The 16,543-nt window shown below is 72.1% G+C and carries 15 protein-coding genes; 10 read left to right on the forward strand and 5 right to left on the reverse strand.

Translation table 11 applies throughout. The features are described from left to right. Window positions 1-131: 131 nt before the first annotated feature. Entirely contained in the window at window positions 132-1,367 is a 1,236-nt protein-coding gene (locus MTF65_RS06805; RefSeq protein ID WP_243627394.1) for a helix-turn-helix domain-containing protein, read from the reverse strand. 267 nt (window positions 1,368-1,634) lie between these two features. On the opposite strand from MTF65_RS06805, the gene MTF65_RS06810 reads away from it, so the two are divergent. Next, on the forward strand, window positions 1,635-1,967 hold the full coding sequence (locus MTF65_RS06810) for a hypothetical protein (protein WP_243627395.1): 333 nt from the start codon (window positions 1,635-1,637) through the stop codon (window positions 1,965-1,967). Here MTF65_RS06810 and MTF65_RS06815 read toward each other — a convergent pair. The 3 genes from MTF65_RS06815 to MTF65_RS06825 form a co-directional block, all read right to left on the reverse strand. Continuing rightward, window positions 1,945-2,133 (reverse strand): Txe/YoeB family addiction module toxin, encoded by a 189-nt coding sequence (locus tag MTF65_RS06815; RefSeq protein WP_374207213.1) that lies wholly within the window; start codon window positions 2,131-2,133, stop codon window positions 1,945-1,947. The two genes, MTF65_RS06810 and MTF65_RS06815, sit on opposite strands and share 23 nt — an antisense overlap. Before the next feature lie 65 nt (window positions 2,134-2,198). Beyond that, complete coding sequence (locus MTF65_RS06820) at window positions 2,199-2,474, reverse strand: type II toxin-antitoxin system Phd/YefM family antitoxin (RefSeq protein ID WP_243627397.1); 276 nt, start codon at window positions 2,472-2,474, stop codon at window positions 2,199-2,201. Window positions 2,475-2,506: 32 nt separating this feature from the next. Beyond that, window positions 2,507-3,790 (reverse strand): MFS transporter, encoded by a 1,284-nt coding sequence (locus tag MTF65_RS06825; RefSeq protein WP_243627398.1) that lies wholly within the window; start codon window positions 3,788-3,790, stop codon window positions 2,507-2,509. A 95-nt stretch (window positions 3,791-3,885) separates the two neighbouring features. Between MTF65_RS06825 and MTF65_RS06830 the strand changes: the two genes are divergently transcribed. The 8 genes from MTF65_RS06830 (at window position 3,886) to MTF65_RS06865 (ending at window position 14,146) form a co-directional block, all read left to right on the forward strand. Continuing rightward, complete coding sequence (locus MTF65_RS06830; protein ID WP_243627399.1) at window positions 3,886-4,851, forward strand: LysR family transcriptional regulator; 966 nt, start codon at window positions 3,886-3,888, stop codon at window positions 4,849-4,851. Window positions 4,852-4,948: 97 nt separating this feature from the next. Continuing rightward, entirely contained in the window at window positions 4,949-6,319 is a 1,371-nt protein-coding gene (locus tag MTF65_RS06835; protein WP_243627400.1) for a NarK/NasA family nitrate transporter, read from the forward strand. Between the two features lie 109 nt (window positions 6,320-6,428). Beyond that, window positions 6,429-7,565 carry a uroporphyrinogen-III synthase gene (locus MTF65_RS06840; protein WP_243627401.1) on the forward strand — a complete coding sequence of 379 codons (1,137 nt, stop codon included), beginning with the start codon at window positions 6,429-6,431 and terminating at the stop codon, window positions 7,563-7,565. Window positions 7,566-7,885: 320 nt separating this feature from the next. Beyond that, window positions 7,886-8,434, forward strand: coding sequence for a GNAT family N-acetyltransferase (locus MTF65_RS06845; protein ID WP_243627402.1), 549 nt, complete (start codon window positions 7,886-7,888; stop codon window positions 8,432-8,434). Window positions 8,435-8,523: 89 nt separating this feature from the next. Continuing rightward, window positions 8,524-9,093: an ABATE domain-containing protein gene (locus MTF65_RS06850; protein ID WP_243627403.1), complete on the forward strand. Its 570-nt coding sequence runs from the start codon at window positions 8,524-8,526 to the stop codon at window positions 9,091-9,093. A gap of 226 nt (window positions 9,094-9,319) precedes the next feature. Beyond that, complete coding sequence (locus MTF65_RS06855) at window positions 9,320-11,641, forward strand: UvrD-helicase domain-containing protein (protein ID WP_243627404.1); 2,322 nt, start codon at window positions 9,320-9,322, stop codon at window positions 11,639-11,641. Window positions 11,642-12,123: 482 nt separating this feature from the next. Then, window positions 12,124-13,527 (forward strand): NAD-dependent malic enzyme, encoded by a 1,404-nt coding sequence (locus MTF65_RS06860; RefSeq protein WP_243627405.1) that lies wholly within the window; start codon window positions 12,124-12,126, stop codon window positions 13,525-13,527. Window positions 13,528-13,864: 337 nt separating this feature from the next. Beyond that, the gene (locus MTF65_RS06865) at window positions 13,865-14,146 is read left to right on the forward strand and encodes an HU family DNA-binding protein (RefSeq protein ID WP_243627406.1); all 282 of its coding nucleotides are present in this window, start codon (window positions 13,865-13,867) and stop codon (window positions 14,144-14,146) included. A 151-nt stretch (window positions 14,147-14,297) separates the two neighbouring features. Here MTF65_RS06865 and murA read toward each other — a convergent pair whose 3' ends face one another. Further along, window positions 14,298-15,644: a UDP-N-acetylglucosamine 1-carboxyvinyltransferase gene (gene murA / locus MTF65_RS06870; protein WP_243627407.1), complete on the reverse strand. Its 1,347-nt coding sequence runs from the start codon at window positions 15,642-15,644 to the stop codon at window positions 14,298-14,300. Window positions 15,645-15,932: 288 nt separating this feature from the next. On the opposite strand from murA, the gene MTF65_RS06875 reads away from it, so the two are divergent. Beyond that, the gene (locus tag MTF65_RS06875; RefSeq protein ID WP_243627408.1) at window positions 15,933-16,493 is read left to right on the forward strand and encodes a YqgE/AlgH family protein; all 561 of its coding nucleotides are present in this window, start codon (window positions 15,933-15,935) and stop codon (window positions 16,491-16,493) included. Window positions 16,494-16,543: the final 50 nt, after the last annotated feature.

Genomic DNA, 16,543 nt, shown 5'->3' on the forward strand with positions numbered 1-16,543 from the left:
GACAGACCGTAGATCCGTGGTAGGCGGCGAGTATTCCCCGCCGGAATAACGGCAGGCCAGAGCATGAAAATTGGGGGTGCGCGCAAGTTGCGCGCACCCCCAATCAGCCTAACTTCGGAGGGTGTTGGTGGTCAGGCGTCGAGGTGGAAGCGGGTAGCCATCGAGCGTTGTGCCTCACGCGTCGCCGTCCGCTCCGCGTGCAGGATCTTGCGGAGCGTGGCACGCGCCATCGGATGGTTGGTGACGAGTTCCTTCGCGGCCTTCTCCGCCTTCGTCAGCTCCTCGAAGGCTTTGTCGCGCCGGTTCTCCCACATGTAGGCGCGGGCGAGGTCCATGTGATGGTGTCCGCGTCGAGAGTTCGGCATGGCTGCGATCTGGGCCTGATCGGCGGTCCGGTTCTTCTCCAGAGCGCCCACGTGGTCGCCCATCTCCACGTCCATGGCGATCTCGTGGAGGGTGACGTTCCCCGAGGAGAAGTTAAGGCTGTACGGGTCGAACGGCTGGGAGGGCAGGGCGTCCATCCGGTCCGCTGCTTCGCGTGCGTACCCGAGGCGGGTCTGTGTCTCGTCACGCTGCCCGGCCCTGGCCGCTGACACGGCGGCGCGGAGCTGGGCGGCTCCCCACACCCGCAGGGCCATCGGGTCCCTGGCCTCGTACGCGTCCTGCGTCCACGACAGGGACTGGTCGGAGAGGGCGAGGGCGTCGGCGTAGTCGTCGGCCGACCACATGGAAGACACCCGAGTGCCGGCCGCCACCGTCCGCATCAGGGGATCGCCGGACAGGTCTGCCGCCCACACGGCCCGCTCGCAGGCGAGCGCGGTGAGTTCGGCGTGGCCCAGGTCGCGGGCGGCGGTGTGCGTGCACTTGCACAGGACCGCGTACATGCCCCATGCCTGCTCGCGTTCGTGGCCGTCGGCCGTCTCCGTCAGGGCCCGGGTTTCGCGAAGCAGGTCGGGGATGACTGCCAGTACGGCAGAGTGCGCGGCGGCGTCCCGCAGGCGTCCGAGCCGTACGGTCTCCTGCCACAGCTCGGCGGCCGGGCGGGGGGTGCCTTCGAAGACGGGCGGAAGGTCGTAGCGGCGCAGCTCCCGGGAGATCAGGTGTGCGTGCTGCTGCCACCGGCTTGCACTGGAATCCGTCTCGTACGGGCGGCGGATCAGGTCGTTGGGGTGGCAGTGCAGGGCGGACGCCATGCGGCTGATCACGGCCGCCCTATCCAGCTCGATCAGGCCCTTTTCGACTTTCGACACCCATCCCTGCGAATGCCCCAGGGCGGTGCCGAGGTCGGACTGTGTCAGGCCCATTGCCAGGCGGCGACGGCGGATACGGCCGCCGATCTCCTCCTGTTCCTCCAGTACAGCGGGCATACTCGTCCTGCTCTCTTGTGTCGGGACGCGAGACCTCCTGTCGAGAGTACGACGACCGGATCAAGTCCGGTGCGTGGGAAAGCAATCGGACCCCCGACCACCGAGAGGGGGCCCGTTGCTTCGAGATACCCGCGTGTACGGGGCGGCCGGGACGCATCCCGCACCGGCGCCGACTGCATGCGTCTATCCCCGCGTGCGCGGGGCACGTCTGCATGTCTGTTGCAGGCGAATCCACAGCCGATCCCCGCCGACGGGCCGCTGATCCCGATGCCGGAGCTCACGGTTGCCGCGATACGGTACGCCGTCGCCCGGATCACCCCCTCCCGCATCCCCGCCTTCGACGAGCACCTGACGGAGGCGGCCACGAACGCGCAGCAGGCCCAGAGTCTGGCTCCCTTGGGCACGTTCATCCACGTCTGGGTCATCAACGTGGCCATCGCCCGCCACCCCGCCTGCGGCGCCCGCGGCGCCCGCTTCCACGCGTTGGAGGCTCTCATCGACGCGGGGACCGAGGACTCCACCGACGCGCTCTTGGAGATCCAGCAGATCCTCCAGGCGGCGAAGGCGGAGGCAGGTCTCAGTAGTGGTAGCGGGCCTTGAGGATCTTCACTTCCTTGTCGTCCGCCCGGTAGACGAGTCGGTGCTCGTCGTCGATCCGGCGGGACCAGTAGCCGGACAGTTCGCCCTTCAATGGCTCGGGCTTGCCGATCCCCGTGAAGGGGTCGCGTTGGATCTCGCCGATCAGGCGGGTGATCCTGCGGGCCATCTTCCGGTCCGAGGAGAGCCAGAACAGAAAGTCTTCCCAGGCGGCGGGATCGAAGTGGACGCTCCTCACTCCTCGCCCCCAGCCAGCTCCCTCAGCTCGTCCATGGTCTTGGTGACGACGGGGGCGCTCGCGCGGTCACGGGCCACGGCCTCCATGAGGCGCAGGGCGTTGGCGGGGGAGCGGAGCAGGTAGACGGTCTCCTGCCAGGAGTCGTAGTCGTCGGCCGACATGAGGACCGCATCGCCGTTCTTGGAGGTGATGCGCACCGGGGCGTGGTCAGTGTTGACGCGCTCGATCAGGGGGAACAGAGTCGCCCTGGCTTCGCTGGCGCTTATGGACATGGGGTCCACCCCTCTCTCTGGCTTGTGCGAGTTTATGGTACAGCCTTGGTACCGGAAACTTGTACCACTCCGGCGGTGAGAGCAAGGAGGGCTGCGAGGGCCGGGAGGGCGTAGGACGGGGTGGTGCCGGCGTGGTCGATCATGAGGCCGGCGGTGGCGGAGCCGGTGGCGATGCCGGTGAGGATGGCGGTGACCGCGAGGGTCATGCCCTCGTTGAGGCGGCCCTCGGGGGTGCGGGCGTGGACCCGGGACATCGCGGTGACCATCGTCGGGGCCGTGGCCATGCCCGCCAGGAGGAGGGCACCGGCCAGGAGCGGGAGTGAGCCGGTGGACGCGGCCGCCCAGGGGAGGGCCATCGCGGCCGCCATGGCGATCAGGCAGGTGCGCAGGCCGCGCGGGCGCAGGGTGCCGTACAGCAGGCCCGCCGCGCAGGAGCCGGCCGCCTGGAGGGCCAGGACCGGGCCGGAGGCGGCGCCGAGGCCGTGGGCGGCGAGGTGGGCGATCGAGGTGACCTCCATCGAGCCGAAGATCATGCCCAGGGCGAGGAAGAGGCCGAGGAGGGGTGCCAGTGCGCGCAGCGGGGTGGGCCCGGCCGCCGGGCGGCCGCCGGTGGGCGGGGGTTCCGTGGCGCGCTGGGACGTGAAGATCAGCATGCCGGTGAGGAGGAGCAGCGCGCCGGTGAGGGTGCCCGCTTCCGGGAAGGCGGCGGTGCACAGGAACGCGGCGAGCACCGGGCCGAGCATGTAGCAGAGCTCGTCGGCGGCCTGTTCGAAGGACATCGCCGTGTGGTGCGAGGCCGCGGGCAGGAGGTGGGTCCAGCGGGCGCGGGACATGCCGCCGATGTTGGGGGTCGTCGCCGTCGCCGCGTAGGAGGCGAACAGGGTCCAGGCCGGGGCGTGCGCGTGCAGGCAGGCCACCAGCGACAGCGAGCCGAGGACCGCGATCAGGGTGGCCGGGACGGCGATCCGGGCCTGGCCGTGGCGGTCGACGAGCCGGGCCGTCCAGGGTGCGACGAGCGCCGTGGCGGCCAGCCCGGTCGCGGTGACGGCGCCGGCGAGGGCGTACGAGCCGCGCTGCGCGGCGATCATCATGACCGCGCTGATCCCGAACATGCCCATGGGGAGCCGGGCGATGAGGTTCCCGGCGGTGAAGGCCCGGGTGCCGGGGAGGGTGAACAGGCGCCGGTAGGGGCCCGGAGCGCGGCGCCGCGCGGCAGCCCGCGGGGGAGGCGGGGGAGGAGGGGTGGCCGTCAGGACCAGGGTGGAGCCGGTGACCGTCATGAGGGGGGTGGCGGGAGTAGCGGGAGTAGCGGGCATGGATCAAGGCTCCGGTTCGGGGTGCGCCGGCGTCCAACACCTGTTCCCCCGGGATTGACCGCCTCCGGTTGTCAATCGGTTGTTAGTCTCCTGGCGTGATACCCCGTGATGTGGAGCCCCGCCTGCTGCGCGGGTTCGTCGCCGTGGCCGAGGAGTTGCACTTCACCCGGGCCGCCGCCCGGCTGTACGTCGCCCAGCAGGCGCTCAGCAGGGATGTCCGGCGCCTTGAACAGACCCTGGGCGCGGGGCTGTTCGTACGGACGACCCGGGCGGTCGAGCTGACCGCCGACGGGGAGCGGCTGCTGCCGCTGGCCCGGAAGGTGCTGGGCGCGCACGAGGAACTGGCCGCCGCCTTCGGCGGGCCCCGGGCGCTGCTCGTCGATCTGAACACCGACGGGCCCAGCAGCGGGCGCACCGTGCTGGAGCGGGCCCGGGAGCTGGCCCCCGGCTGCGAGCTGATGGCCCGGTTCGAGAGCGGACTGACCCATGCCGCCCGGGAGATCGCCGCCGGACGGCTGGACGTGTCCTTCGGGTACGCCGCCGGACTGGACGCGGGGCTGCGGGCCCGGCTCGCGTACCGGCCCGTACGGTACGAGCCGCTCGCCGTGCTGCTGCCCGAGGGGCATCCGCTGGCCGCGTGGGAGGACGTACCGCTGGACGCGCTGGCGGGGGAGACCGTGTACGCGGGGGCCGGGAATCCGCGGACCCTGGAGTGGACCGGGCTGGCCCGGGAGCTGTTCGCCGGGCGGGGCGTCGCGCTGGCGCCGCCCGCCCCCGTGGCCGTGGGGAAGGAGGAGTTCCGCCGGGTGATGGCCAAAACCCGCAATCCGGTGCTGGTGACGGTGGACTTCCTCGACATGCCGGGCTGTGTGAAGAAGCCGCTGGTCGGGCCGGTGCCGCTGTCTCCGCTGGCGATGGTGTGGCGCAAGGGGTTCACCCATCCCGGCCTCGACGCGCTCGCCGAGGCCGCCGCCGGGCTCGCGGCCGAGCGGGGCTGGCTGGAAACACCCCCTGGGAGCTGGCTGCCGGCCGCGCTCACACCCGCCTCCGACCGGGGGTGAGTCCAAGGTTTCGCGCCGGTCACCGGGTGGGGACCGGGGCTGAAACGCGCCCTTCCTAGGATCGTCACCACGGACGAAACGGCAGTGGAGGCGTGTGATGACTGGTACGACCGCACCGCGCAAGGGGGGCCGCTGGATCGAGCGGTGGGATCCCGAGGACGAGGTCTTCTGGAAGGAATCGGGGGAGCGGATCGCCCGGCGCAACCTCCTCTACTCCGTGCTCTCCGAGCACATCGGGTTCTCCATCTGGTCCCTGTGGTCGGTGATGGTGCTCTTCATGGGGCCCCAGTACGGGATCGATCCGGCGGGGAAGTTCTTCCTCATCGCGACCGCCACCTTCGTCGGCTCCCTCGTACGCGTGCCCTACACCTTCGCCGTCGCGCGGTTCGGCGGGCGCAACTGGACCGTCGTCAGCGCCGTGCTGCTGCTCGCGCCGACCGTCGCCGCGCTGCTGGTCATGGAGCCCGGGACCTCGTACGGCACCTTCCTGCTGGTGGCCGCGCTGACGGGCGTGGGCGGCGGCAACTTCGCCTCGTCGATGACGAACATCAACGCCTTCTTCCCGCTGCGCAAGAAGGGCTGGGCACTCGGGCTCAACGCGGGCGGCGGCAACATCGGCGTACCGGTGGTGCAGCTCGCCGCGCTGCTCGTCATAGGGACCGCCGGGGCCGGGCACCCGCGGCTGCTGCTCGCCGCGTACGTCCCGCTGATCGTGATCGCGACCGTGCTGGCCTTCGTCCGCATGGACAACCTGGCGCCCGTCCGCAACGACACCGGCGCGGTGCGCGAGGCGCTGCGCGACGGGCACACCTGGATCATGGCGTTCCTGTACATCGGGACCTTCGGGTCCTTCATCGGTTACAGCTTCGCCTTCGGCCTGGTGCTCCAGACGCAGTTCGGGCGGACCCCGCTGCAGGCCGCCTCGCTGACCTTCATCGGGCCGCTGCTCGGCTCGCTGATCCGGCCGGTCGGCGGGGCGCTCGCGGACCGGTTCGGCGGGGCGCGGATCACGCTCGGGACGTTCGTGGCGATGGCGGCGGCGACCGGGGTGGTCATCCTGGCGTCGGTGCGGGAATCGCTGCCGGTGTTCCTCGTCGGCTTCGTGGCCCTGTTCGCGCTGACCGGGCTCGGCAACGGATCCACGTACAAGATGATCCCCGGGATCTTCCAGGCCAAGGCCCTGGCCCGGGGCATGAGCGGCGAGGCGGCGGCCGCGTACGGGCGACGGCTGTCCGGGGCCTCGATGGGGCTGATCGGCGCGGTGGGCGCGCTCGGCGGGCTCGGCATCAACCTGGTGTTCCGGGAGGCGTTCTTGAACTCCGGGACGGGGACGGGCGCCTTCGTCACCTTCCTCGCCTTCTACGGGGTGTGCTGCGCGGTGACGTGGGCGGTATACCTTCGCCGGCCCGCGACCGCGGTGGTACCGGCGGCCGGTGCGGAGGCGAAACCGCAGCTCACCTCGGTGTAATGCCGGTTAACGGCGCCGAAATACGGCGGAACCGAGCCTGACACGCCACGTTGGCAGGCTCGGTTTCAGCCACGCGATACCGACCCACTGGCAAGGCAGGCAGGTCACGATGGACGACCACACGCACACCGGACCGCTGGCGGGATTCACCGTCGGGGTCACCGCCGCCCGTCGGGCCGACGACCTGATCGCCCTGCTGCGCCGGCGCGGGGCCCAGGTGGTGCACGCGCCCGCGCTGCGGATCGTGCCGCTGTCCGACGACGCCGAGCTGCTCGCCGCCACCAAGGAGCTGATCGACAGCCCGCCCTGCGCGGTCGTCGCCACCACCGCCATCGGGTTCCGGGGGTGGATCGAGGCCGCTGACGGGTGGGGGATCGGCGAGGAGCTGCTCGCCCGGCTGCGGGACGCCGAACTGCTGGTGCGCGGGCCGAAGGTGAAGGGCGCCGTACGGGCCGCCGGGCTCGTGGAGGACTGGTCCCCGCGGTCGGAGTCGCTCGGCGAGGTACTGGACCGGCTGCTGTCCGCCGGGGTAGCCGGGCGGCGGATCGCGCTCCAGCTGCACGGGGAACCGCTGCCCGGGTTCGTCGAGGCACTGCGGGACGGCGGGGCCGAGGTGGTCGTCGTACCGGTGTACCGGTGGATGCCGCCGGCGGATCTCGCGCCACTGGACCGGCTGTTGGACATGGTGGCCGTCGGCGCGGTGGACGCGGTCAGCTTCACCTCGGCCCCGGCGGCGGCCTCGCTGCTGGCCCGGGCCGAGGCGCGGGGGCTGCGGGAGGCCGTGCTCCAGTCCCTGCGGGGCGAGGTGCTCGCCGCCTGCGTCGGGCCCATGACCGCGCTGCCGCTCCAGGGGCACGGGGTGACCACCGTCCAGCCGGAGCGGTTCCGGCTGGGCCCGCTGGTGCAGCTGATCTGCCAGGAACTGCCGGGGCGGGCCCGGGTCCTGCCGGTGGCCGGGCGCCGGCTGGAGATCCGCGGGCACGCGGTGCTGGTGGACGCGGAGCTACGGCCGGTGCCGCCCGCCGGGATGGCCCTGCTGCGGGCGCTGGCCCGGCGGCCGGGCTGGGTGGTGGGGCGCGCCGAGCTGCTGCGGGCCCTGCCGGGGGCGGGGCGGGACGAGCACGCGGTGGAGACCGCGATGGCCCGGCTGCGGGTGGCGCTGGGGGCGCCGAAGCTGATCCAGACGGTCGTCAAGCGGGGCTACCGGCTGACCCTGGACGCGGGGGACTGCGCCCCCACGGGGTGAGGGACCCCTCTCCTGACCGGAGGCGGGACCGCGGCGGGAGTCCCGGGAGTCCCGGCAGGAACCCCGGCACGAGTCCCGGCGGGACCCATGGCGCGGGGCTGCCGGTGGCCGTTGGCGTGCCCCGCGGCACGAGTCCCGGCGGGGGACCACGGCGCCGAGCCTCGGCAGGAGTCCCGGCACGAGTCCAGGCGGGGCCCATGGAGCGGAGCCCCGGCGCGGGAACCCGGGAGGAACTCCGGCGGGGCCCATGGGGCGGGACCGCGGCAGGAGCTCCGGCGGGGGTCATGGTGCGGGGGCGGCGGGTCCGTTAGCGTGCCCGGATGATCATTGACGGGGTGGAGATGCGGGGCGTCACGCTTGACGACGCCGCCGGGCGGGCAGAGGTACTCGTACGCAACCGGGAGTTCATGGCGCCCTTCGAGCCGGACCGGCCCGAGGAGTTCTACACCGAGGCCGGGCAGCGCACCGTCATCGAGGCGCTGCTGGCCGACGAGGCGGGCGGGCGGGCCCGCCCGTTCATCCTGGTGGAGACCGCGACCGGCGCTCCGGTCGGGATAATCAACCTCGGCAGCATCGTGCTGGGGCCGCTGTGCAGCGCCGGCGTGGGCTACTGGGTCGACCAGAAGTGGAACGGCAAGGGCGTGGCCACCGCCGCCCTGGAGGAGGTCTGCCGGATCGCCCGCGACGAGGTGGGGCTGCACCGGGTCTTCGCCGGCACCCTCGTCGACAACGTGGCCTCGCAGCGCGTGCTCGCGAAGGCGGGCTTCGTCGAGTACGGCCTCGCCCCGCGCTACCTCCACATCAACGGCGCCTGGCGCGACCACCGCCTCTTCCAGCGCCTGCTCCACGACAACCCGCCGCATCGGTAGGCCCCCGCACGGGGGGTTCCGCATCGAGGCGGGGAGGGGCACCCTGAAGGCACCCCCGAGGGGGCCGGCCAACCGAGGCGGTGACGGGCATGTGGTTCGACTCCGGGCGGGTCTGCCTGGACCTGGTGGCCACCGCCGCCCCGCGCGAAGGCATCCGCGACGGCGACGATCTGCGGCTGTGGCTCGCCGGAGCCGGGCTGGTGCCCCACCGGACGCCGCTCGCCCGCGTGGGACCCGACTGGGTACATGCCTTCCGGGCCCTGCGCGCGGATGTGGAGACCCTCGTACGGGCGGAGCTCGGTCGGCAGGGGCCCTCCCGCAGGGCTGAGTCGGCGCTCGCCCGCGTCAACGCCCCGGCCGCCGCTCCACCACCGGGAGTGTGTGCCGTACGGGACCAACAGGGACAACTCGTACGGGAGTTGTGCGGCGGAGTGGAATGCGCCGGGCTGCTCGCGGCCGTCGCCCGGGACGCCGTCGAGCTGCTGACCGACCCCGGCGACCGGGCGCTGCTGCGGGCCTGCGAGGGCGACGGCTGCGCCCGCGTCTACCTGGACACCTCGCGCGGGCACCGGCGGCGCTGGTGCTCCAGCGAGCTGTGCGGCAACCGGGAACGGGTGGCCCGGCACCGCCGCCGCGTCCTGGCGGCGGGTTCGGCGTAGCGCTCCGGCGCTCCTTCGCGGGTCCGGCACGCCCCGGGGAGCGGATCCCGCGGCCCCCGCCCGCGCAAGGCGGCAGGCGAGAGGAGGCCGGGACGCGCGCGGGTCGCCGGACCCGTCCGTATCCCCTCGATATGCCGCGATTCGTCCACCGCTTGGAACGGCGTGCGCGCAGGGCCCCGGTCGCGTACGGTTGACGGTCGCCCATGCACGTCAGAAAGGGGCCTTGGTGGCCGCGCAGAATGCCGCTGTCGACAGCACGGCGGATTCCGTCCGCGATCGGGAGATCGCGGTCGAGCAGACGCACCTGGACCAGGTGTACCGCCGCCTTGAGGAGAAGATCCACGAGGCCGAGTTCCTGATGAACGACGCCGCCAAGCGCGGCCAGGTCGGCACGCCCGGCGCGCTCGCCGAGCGCGACGCGCAGGTCTTCCGCGCGGGAATCCACCTGAACCGGTTGAACAACGAGTTCGAGGACTTCCTCTTCGGCCGGATCGACCTGGTCCGCGGCAAGGACGGGGAGCGCGGCCCCGACGGCGCGTACACCTCCGTCGAGCCCGACGACGACGCGATCCGCCCCGACCTCACCGCCGAGATCGCCGAAACCCTGCACATCGGGCGCATCGGCGTACTCGACACGGACTACGCGCCGCTGGTCATCGACTGGCGGGCCCCGGCCGCCGCGCCGTTCTACCGCTCCACGCCCAAGGAGCCCGGCCGCGTCGTGCGCCGCCGCGTCATCCGCTCCAAGGGCCGCAAGGTGCTCGGCGTCGAGGACGACCTGATGCGCCCCGAGGTCACGGCCACGCTGGACGGGCGGGAGCTGCCCGCCATCGGCGACGGCGCCCTGATGGCCGCGCTCGGGCGGGCCCGTACGCACTCCATGCGGGACATCGTCTCCTCCATCCAGGCCGAGCAGGACCTGGTCATCCGCGCCCCCGCCGCGTCCGTCGCCGAGGTCGCCGGCGGCCCGGGCACCGGCAAGACCGCCGTCGCCCTGCACCGCGCCGCGTACCTGCTCTACCAGGACCGGCGCCGCTACTCCGGCGGCATCCTGATCGTCTCGCCGACCCCGCTGCTCGTCGCGTACACCGAGGGCGTGCTGCCCTCGCTGGGCGAGGAGGGGCAGGTCGCCATCCGCGCGCTCGGCTCACTGGTCGACGGAGCCGAGGCGACCACGTACGACGATCCGGCCGTGGCCCGCATCAAGGGCTCCTCGCGGATGCTGAAGGTGCTGCGCAAGGCCGTACGGGGCGCCCTGGAACTGGGGGACGCTCCCGAGCGGCTGCGCGTGGTGGCCTTCGGGCGGCGCCAGGAGCTGGAGGCCGACGAGCTGAACCGGATCCGGCAGAACGTGCTCAGCGGCACCGCGCCGGTGAACCTGCTGCGCCCGCGCGCCCGCAAGCTCCTGCTCGACGCCCTGTACGCGAGGTCCGGCCAGGCCGGCCGGCACAGCGACCCGGAGCTGGCCGCCGAGCTGCGCTCCGCGTTCGACGAGGACATCTCCACCGAGGACGCCTTCATCGACTTCCTGAACCGCTGGTGGCCGGAGCTCACCCCGCGCGGGGTGCTGGCCGCGCTGGCCGACGAGCGGCGGCTCGGCCGCTGGTCGCGCCGGGACCTGAACCCGCGCGAGGCCCGCCAGCTGGCGCGTTCGCTGCGCCGGGTGGGCCCGGACGGCAAGGGCCCGCTGTCGGTGCACGACGTGGCGCTGCTCGACGAGCTCCAGCAGCTGCTGGGCGCGCCCGCGCGGCCCAGGCGGAAGCGGGAGATGGACCCCCTGGCGCAGCTCACCGGGCTGGAGGAGCTGATGCCGACCCGCGAGGAGACCCAGTGGGAGAGGGCCGAGCGGCTCGCGGCGGAGCGCACCGAGTACGCGCACGTCATCGTGGACGAGGCGCAGGACCTGACGCCGATGCAGTGGCGGATGGTGGGCCGCCGGGGCCGGATGGGCACCTGGACGGTGGTCGGCGACCCGGCGCAGTCCTCGTGGACCGACCCGGACGAGGCGGCGGCGGCGCGTGACGAGGCCCTGGGGACGCGGCCGCGGCGGCGGTTCACCCTGACCGTGAACTACCGCAACCCGGCGGAGGTCGCGGAGGTCGCGGCCCGGGTGCTGAAGCGGGCGATGCCGGGCATGGAGCCGCCGTCGGCGGTGCGCTCCACGGGCCTGGAGCCGCGGTTCACGGCCGTGGCGGGCGCAGGGGGCGACAGCGACCTGCGCGAGACGGTCCGGGAGGAGACCCGGCGGCTGCTGGCGCAGGTGGACGGCACGGTGGGCGTGGTCGTGGCCATGGACCGGCGCGCGCAGGCCGCGGGCTGGCTCGCGGACCTCGGCGAGCGGGCGGTCGCGCTGGGCAGCCTGGAGGCCAAGGGTCTGGAGTACGACGCCACGGTGGTGGTCTCACCGGCGGAGATCGCGGACGAGTCCCCGGCCGGCCTGCGGGTGCTGTACGTGGCGCTGACGCGCGCGACGCAGCAGCTGACGGTCGTCTCCACCTCCCGCGACACCCCCGGCGTGGACGGCGTCCCGGCGCTGCTCCAGCCGTAGCGCGGGAAGACGGCCCGGGGCGTACCTCGGGCGCACCTCGGGCCGTACGGCCGGATGGCCCGCGGCCAAGGGCGTGGTGAGACGAGGTCAACCCCAGTCAACCCCGTGGAGGGGGATCGCATCCGGCGATCCTTTGTTAGCCTGGGTAAGGCACCGACTCGATCCAAGCCCCCGGGCCCAACCTTCGTCGCTTAGAGCGACCACTTGCCGCGAGGCGAGCATGGCGGGTCGGTGTCATAGGCGTATCAACAGGTCTGCCCCCTCCGCGGAAGCGGAGGGGGCAGACCTGTTTTCGCGTGGCCCGGAGACTTTCCCGCCCCGATCAAATCTCGTATGGTGGAAGTGTCTTTCCGAAATTTGTAGCTGGTTACCTTGTACTGGCTGGTAGGTGGGACGATCGGACAACAGGTCCCTGCCACGCCTGCCGTGTGCCGGGGCCCTGTGTGTACAGAAAAAACCAGGACAGAAGAGGAAACACGGCCATGGCAACGGCGCCCAGCGTCTCGTACTCGATGACGGTCCGCTTGGAAGTGCCCGCGAGCGGAACCGCGGTCTCCCAGCTCACCACCGCCGTGGAATCCTCCGGCGGGTCGGTCACCGGCCTCGACGTGACCGCCTCCGGCCACGAGAAGCTCCGTATCGACGTCACCATCGCCGCGACGTCCACCGCGCACGCCGACGAGATCGTCGAGAAGCTGCGCGGCATCGAGGGCGTCAGCCTCGGCAAGGTCTCCGACCGAACCTTCCTGATGCACCTCGGCGGCAAGATCGAGATGGCGTCCAAACACCCCATCCGCAACCGTGACGACCTCTCGATGATCTACACCCCGGGCGTGGCCCGCGTGTGCATGGCGATCGCCGAGAACCCCGAGGACGCGCGGCGCCTCACCATCAAGCGCAACTCCGTCGCAGTCGTGACGGACGGCTCCGCCGTGCTGGGCCTGGGCAACATCGGCCCGATGGCCGCGCTGCCCGTCATGGAGGGCAAGGCCGCCCTCTTCAAGCGCTTCGCGGGCATCGACGCGTGGCCGATCTGCCTGGACACCCAGGATTCCGATGAGATCGTCGCCATCGTCAAGGCCATCGCCCCGGGCTTCGCCGGCATCAACCTGGAGGACATCTCCGCGCCGCGCTGCTTCGAGATCGAGGCCCGCCTGCGCGAGGCCCTCGACATCCCCGTCTTCCACGACGACCAGCACGGCACCGCGATCGTCGTGCTCGCGGCCCTCACCAACGCACTGCGCGTGGTGGGCAAGGCAGTTGGGGACGTCAAGGTCGTCATGTCGGGCGCCGGCGCGGCCGGTACCGCCATCCTCAAGCTGCTCCTCGCGGCGGGCGTGAAGAACGCGGTCAGCGCCGACATCCACGGTGTCGTGCACGCGGGCCGCCCCGACCTCGTCGACGCCGACGAGGACTCCCCGCTGCGCTGGATCGCCGACAACACCAACCCCGAGGGCTACACGGGCACCTTGAAGGAGGCCGTGGTCGGAGCCGACGTGTTCATCGGAGTCTCCGCCCCCAACGTGCTCTCCGGCGAGGACGTCGCGGCCATGGCCGAGGGCGCGATCGTGTTCGCGCTCGCGAACCCGGACCCCGAAGTGGACCCGGCCGTCGCCCGCCAGACCGCCGCCGTCGTGGCCACCGGCCGCTCCGACTTCCCGAACCAGATCAACAACGTGCTGGTCTTCCCGGGTGTCTTCCGCGGCCTGCTGGACGCCCAGTCCCGCACGGTGAACACCGAGATGATGCTGGCCGCCGCGAGCGCGCTGGCGGACGTCGTCGGCGAGGACGAGCTGAACGCGAACTACATCATCCCGTCGGTCTTCAACGACAAGGTCGCGGGCGCCGTCGCCGGCGCCGTCCGCAAGGCCGCCTCGAACGGCTAGGGGGCTGTGATCGGCCTCACGGCTGCCCGATCCCGGCGCGTCGCGAGATGCGGGCCCGCCGGGCCGCCTCTAGGGTTGCGGGGATGCCCGCGTGGCCCGCGGTCCGCATCCACCGGAACCCCTGGTGCGGACGGAGCGTCACCGCGGCGTGACTGTGGCGCTTTTCGTGTGACCCTGGCGGGTGCCGGATTGGCTTTCCCGCCGCTGGTGGGGGCAGGATGCGTAACCGGGCGAGAGGGTCTGACGTTCAGACCCGGGTCCGGGGACTGTCCGAGGGCCCTGGCAGCATCGGCTTCGATCTCACGCCTCTAAGGCAAGTTGAACACGGGAGTACAACATGAACCGCAGTGAGCTGGTGGCCGCTCTGTCCGAGCGCGCCGAGGTGACCCGCAAGGACGCCGACGCCGTTCTGGCCGCCCTCGCCGAGACCGTCGGTGAGGTCGTCGCCAAGGGCGACGAGAAGGTCACCATCCCCGGCTTCCTGACCTTCGAGCGCACCCACCGTGCCGCTCGCACCGCGCGCAACCCGCAGACCGGCGACCCCATCCAGATCCCGGCCGGCTTCAGCGTGAAGGTCTCCGCGGGTTCCAAGCTCAAGGAAGCCGCCAAGGGCAAGTAGTCCCGCCCTTGCGCCGAGGACCGCACAGGCCCTCGGGGCGGCTGGAGTACACAGCAGGAAAAGCAGAAGGGCGGCCACCCCCGGTGTGGGGGTGGCCGCCCTTCGGCCTACAGAGGGTCGGACGGGCCCGTCGGACGAGCCCGTCGGACCGTCAGACGAGGTCGCCGCCCGGGAGCTCGACCTTGGCTCCCAGCTCCACGAGCTTGTCCATGAAGTTCTCGTAGCCGCGGTTGATCAGGTCGATGCCGTGGACGCGCGAGGTGCCCTCGGCCGCCAGAGCCGCGATCAGGTACGAGAACCCGCCGCGCAGGTCGGGGATGACCAGGTCGGCGCCCTGCAGCTTGGTCGGGCCGGAGACGACCGCCGAGTGCAGGAAGTTGCGCTGGCCGAACCGGCACGCCGAGCCGCCCAGGCACTCCCGGTACAGCTGGATGTGCGCGCCCATCTGGTTGAGCGCCGAGGTGAAGCCGAGCCGCGACTCGTAGACCGTCTCGTGGACGATCGACAGGCCCGTGGCCTGCGTCAGGGCGACGACCAGCGGCTGCTGCCAGTCGGTCTGGAAACCGGGGTGTACGTCCGTCTCCAGGGCGATCGCCTTGAGCGGGCCGCCCGGGTGCCAGAAGCGGATGCCCTCGTCGTCGATCTCGAACGCGCCGCCGACCCGGCGGTACGTGTTGAGGAAGGTCATCATCGAGCGCTGCTGCGCTCCGCGCACGTAGATGTTGCCGCCGGTCGCCAGCGCCGCGGAAGCCCAGGACGCGGCCTCCAGGCGGTCCGGGAGCGCCTTGTGGTTGTAGCCGCCGAGACGGTCCACGCCGGTGATCCGGATGGTCCGGTCGGTGTCCAGGGAGATGATGGCACCCATCTTCTGCAGCACGCAGATGAGGTCCTCGATCTCCGGCTCCACCGCGGCGTTGCTGAGCTCGGTCACGCCCTCGGCCAGAACGGCCGTCAGGAGCACCTGCTCGGTCGAGCCGACGGACGGGTACGGCAGGCGGATCTTGCAGCCGCGCAGCCGCTGCGGGGCCTCCAGGTACTGACCGCCTTCGCGCTTCTCGATGGTCGCGCCGAACTGGCGGAGCACGTCGAAGTGGAAGTCGATCGGACGGCCGCCGATGTCGCAGCCGCCGAGGCCGGGGATGAAGGCGTGGCCGAGGCGGTGCAGCAGCGGGCCGCAGAAGAGGATCGGGATCCGGGAGGAACCCGCGTGGGCGTCGATGTCGGCGACGTTCGCGCTCTCGACGTGCGTGGGGTCGAGCAGCAGCTCGCCCGGCTCCTCGCCGGGGCGCACGGTCACCCCGTGCAGCTGGAGCAGACCGCGTACGACGCGCACGTCGCGGATGTCAGGGACATTGCGCAGCCGGCTGGGTTCGCTGCCGAGCAGAGCGGCGACCATGGCCTTGGGCACGAGGTTCTTCGCACCGCGGACACGGATCTCGCCCTCGAGCGGGGTTCCGCCATGGACGAGCAGTACATCGTCACTGACTGTGCCGGTCATGAATCTCGCGTTCCGGAGAGGGGCTCCCCCGGCGAAGCGGAGGAGGGTGGGCAGGGGGCCAGGGAAAAGGGTAAGGGTGGCATCCCCCCTATTTGTAAGGCCAACGCGGCCGTATGACTGTCATGAATGAGACACAACACCCTCAGTGCCCGCCAGGTGGCGGAGTGTTGCGTTCCGTTCGGCTCGGGCGCACGCGCTCCCGTCTGCTGCCGTGCGCCCCTGAGCCGCGCACGATTCGATCTCGCCGCCCGCTCCCCGTGAAGGGCGAATGTGCGAGATCATGTCGGCATGACCGAGGTGTCCTCCCTCACAGGGCGGCTGCTCGTGGCCACCCCCGCCCTCGCGGACCCGAATTTCGACCGCGCGGTGGTGCTGCTGCTCGACCACGACGAGCAGGGCTCCCTCGGCGTGGTCCTCAACAGACCGACCCCCGTGGGCGTCGGCGACATCCTGCTTCCGTGGGCGGCGCTGGCCGGCGACCCGGGCGTGGTCTTCCAGGGCGGCCCGGTGGCCCTGGACTCGGCCCTCGGGATCGCCGTGATCCCCGGCGAGGAGGGACCGCTCGGCTGGCGCCGGGTGCACGGGGCGATCGGCCTCGTCGACCTGGAGGCCCCGCCGGAGCTGCTCGCGGCGGCGCTGGGCTCCCTGCGGATCTTCGCCGGCTACTCCGGATGGGGCCCCGGCCAACTGGAGGACGAGCTCGGCGAGGGCGCCTGGTACGTCGTCGAGTCGGAGCCCGGGGACATCTCCTTCCCGGACCCCGAACGGCTGTGGCGGGCCGTACTCCGCCGCCAGCGCAGCGAGCTCGCGATGGTCGCCACCTATCCGGACGACCCGTCGCTGAACTGAGGACCCGACCGACCGGACAGGCCTCGCCCCGGCGGCGGTCGGTACCCTGG

It is taken from the genome of Streptomyces sp. APSN-46.1, from assembly GCF_022815725.1.
In the GTDB taxonomy this organism is placed as follows: Bacteria; Actinomycetota; Actinomycetes; order Streptomycetales; family Streptomycetaceae; genus Streptomyces.

What these genes read in the sequence shown, in the direction of transcription:
- MTF65_RS06805 (WP_243627394.1), bottom strand. Translation starts at nt 1,367, where the DNA reads ATGCCCGCTGTACTGGAGGAACAGGAGGAGATCGGCGGCCGTATCCGC.
- MTF65_RS06810 (WP_243627395.1), top strand. Translation starts at nt 1,635, where the DNA reads ATGCCGGAGCTCACGGTTGCCGCGATACGGTACGCCGTCGCCCGGATC.
- MTF65_RS06815 (WP_374207213.1), bottom strand. Translation starts at nt 2,133, where the DNA reads ATGGCCCGCAGGATCACCCGCCTGATCGGCGAGATCCAACGCGACCCC.
- MTF65_RS06820 (WP_243627397.1), bottom strand. Translation starts at nt 2,474, where the DNA reads ATGTCCATAAGCGCCAGCGAAGCCAGGGCGACTCTGTTCCCCCTGATC.
- MTF65_RS06825 (WP_243627398.1), bottom strand. Translation starts at nt 3,790, where the DNA reads ATGCCCGCTACTCCCGCTACTCCCGCCACCCCCCTCATGACGGTCACC.
- MTF65_RS06835 (WP_243627400.1), top strand. Translation starts at nt 4,949, where the DNA reads ATGACTGGTACGACCGCACCGCGCAAGGGGGGCCGCTGGATCGAGCGG.
- MTF65_RS06840 (WP_243627401.1), top strand. Translation starts at nt 6,429, where the DNA reads ATGGACGACCACACGCACACCGGACCGCTGGCGGGATTCACCGTCGGG.
- MTF65_RS06845 (WP_243627402.1), top strand. Translation starts at nt 7,886, where the DNA reads ATGATCATTGACGGGGTGGAGATGCGGGGCGTCACGCTTGACGACGCC.
- MTF65_RS06850 (WP_243627403.1), top strand. Translation starts at nt 8,524, where the DNA reads ATGTGGTTCGACTCCGGGCGGGTCTGCCTGGACCTGGTGGCCACCGCC.
- MTF65_RS06860 (WP_243627405.1), top strand. Translation starts at nt 12,124, where the DNA reads ATGGCAACGGCGCCCAGCGTCTCGTACTCGATGACGGTCCGCTTGGAA.
- MTF65_RS06865 (WP_243627406.1), top strand. Translation starts at nt 13,865, where the DNA reads ATGAACCGCAGTGAGCTGGTGGCCGCTCTGTCCGAGCGCGCCGAGGTG.
- murA (WP_243627407.1), bottom strand. Translation starts at nt 15,644, where the DNA reads ATGACCGGCACAGTCAGTGACGATGTACTGCTCGTCCATGGCGGAACC.
- MTF65_RS06875 (WP_243627408.1), top strand. Translation starts at nt 15,933, where the DNA reads ATGACCGAGGTGTCCTCCCTCACAGGGCGGCTGCTCGTGGCCACCCCC.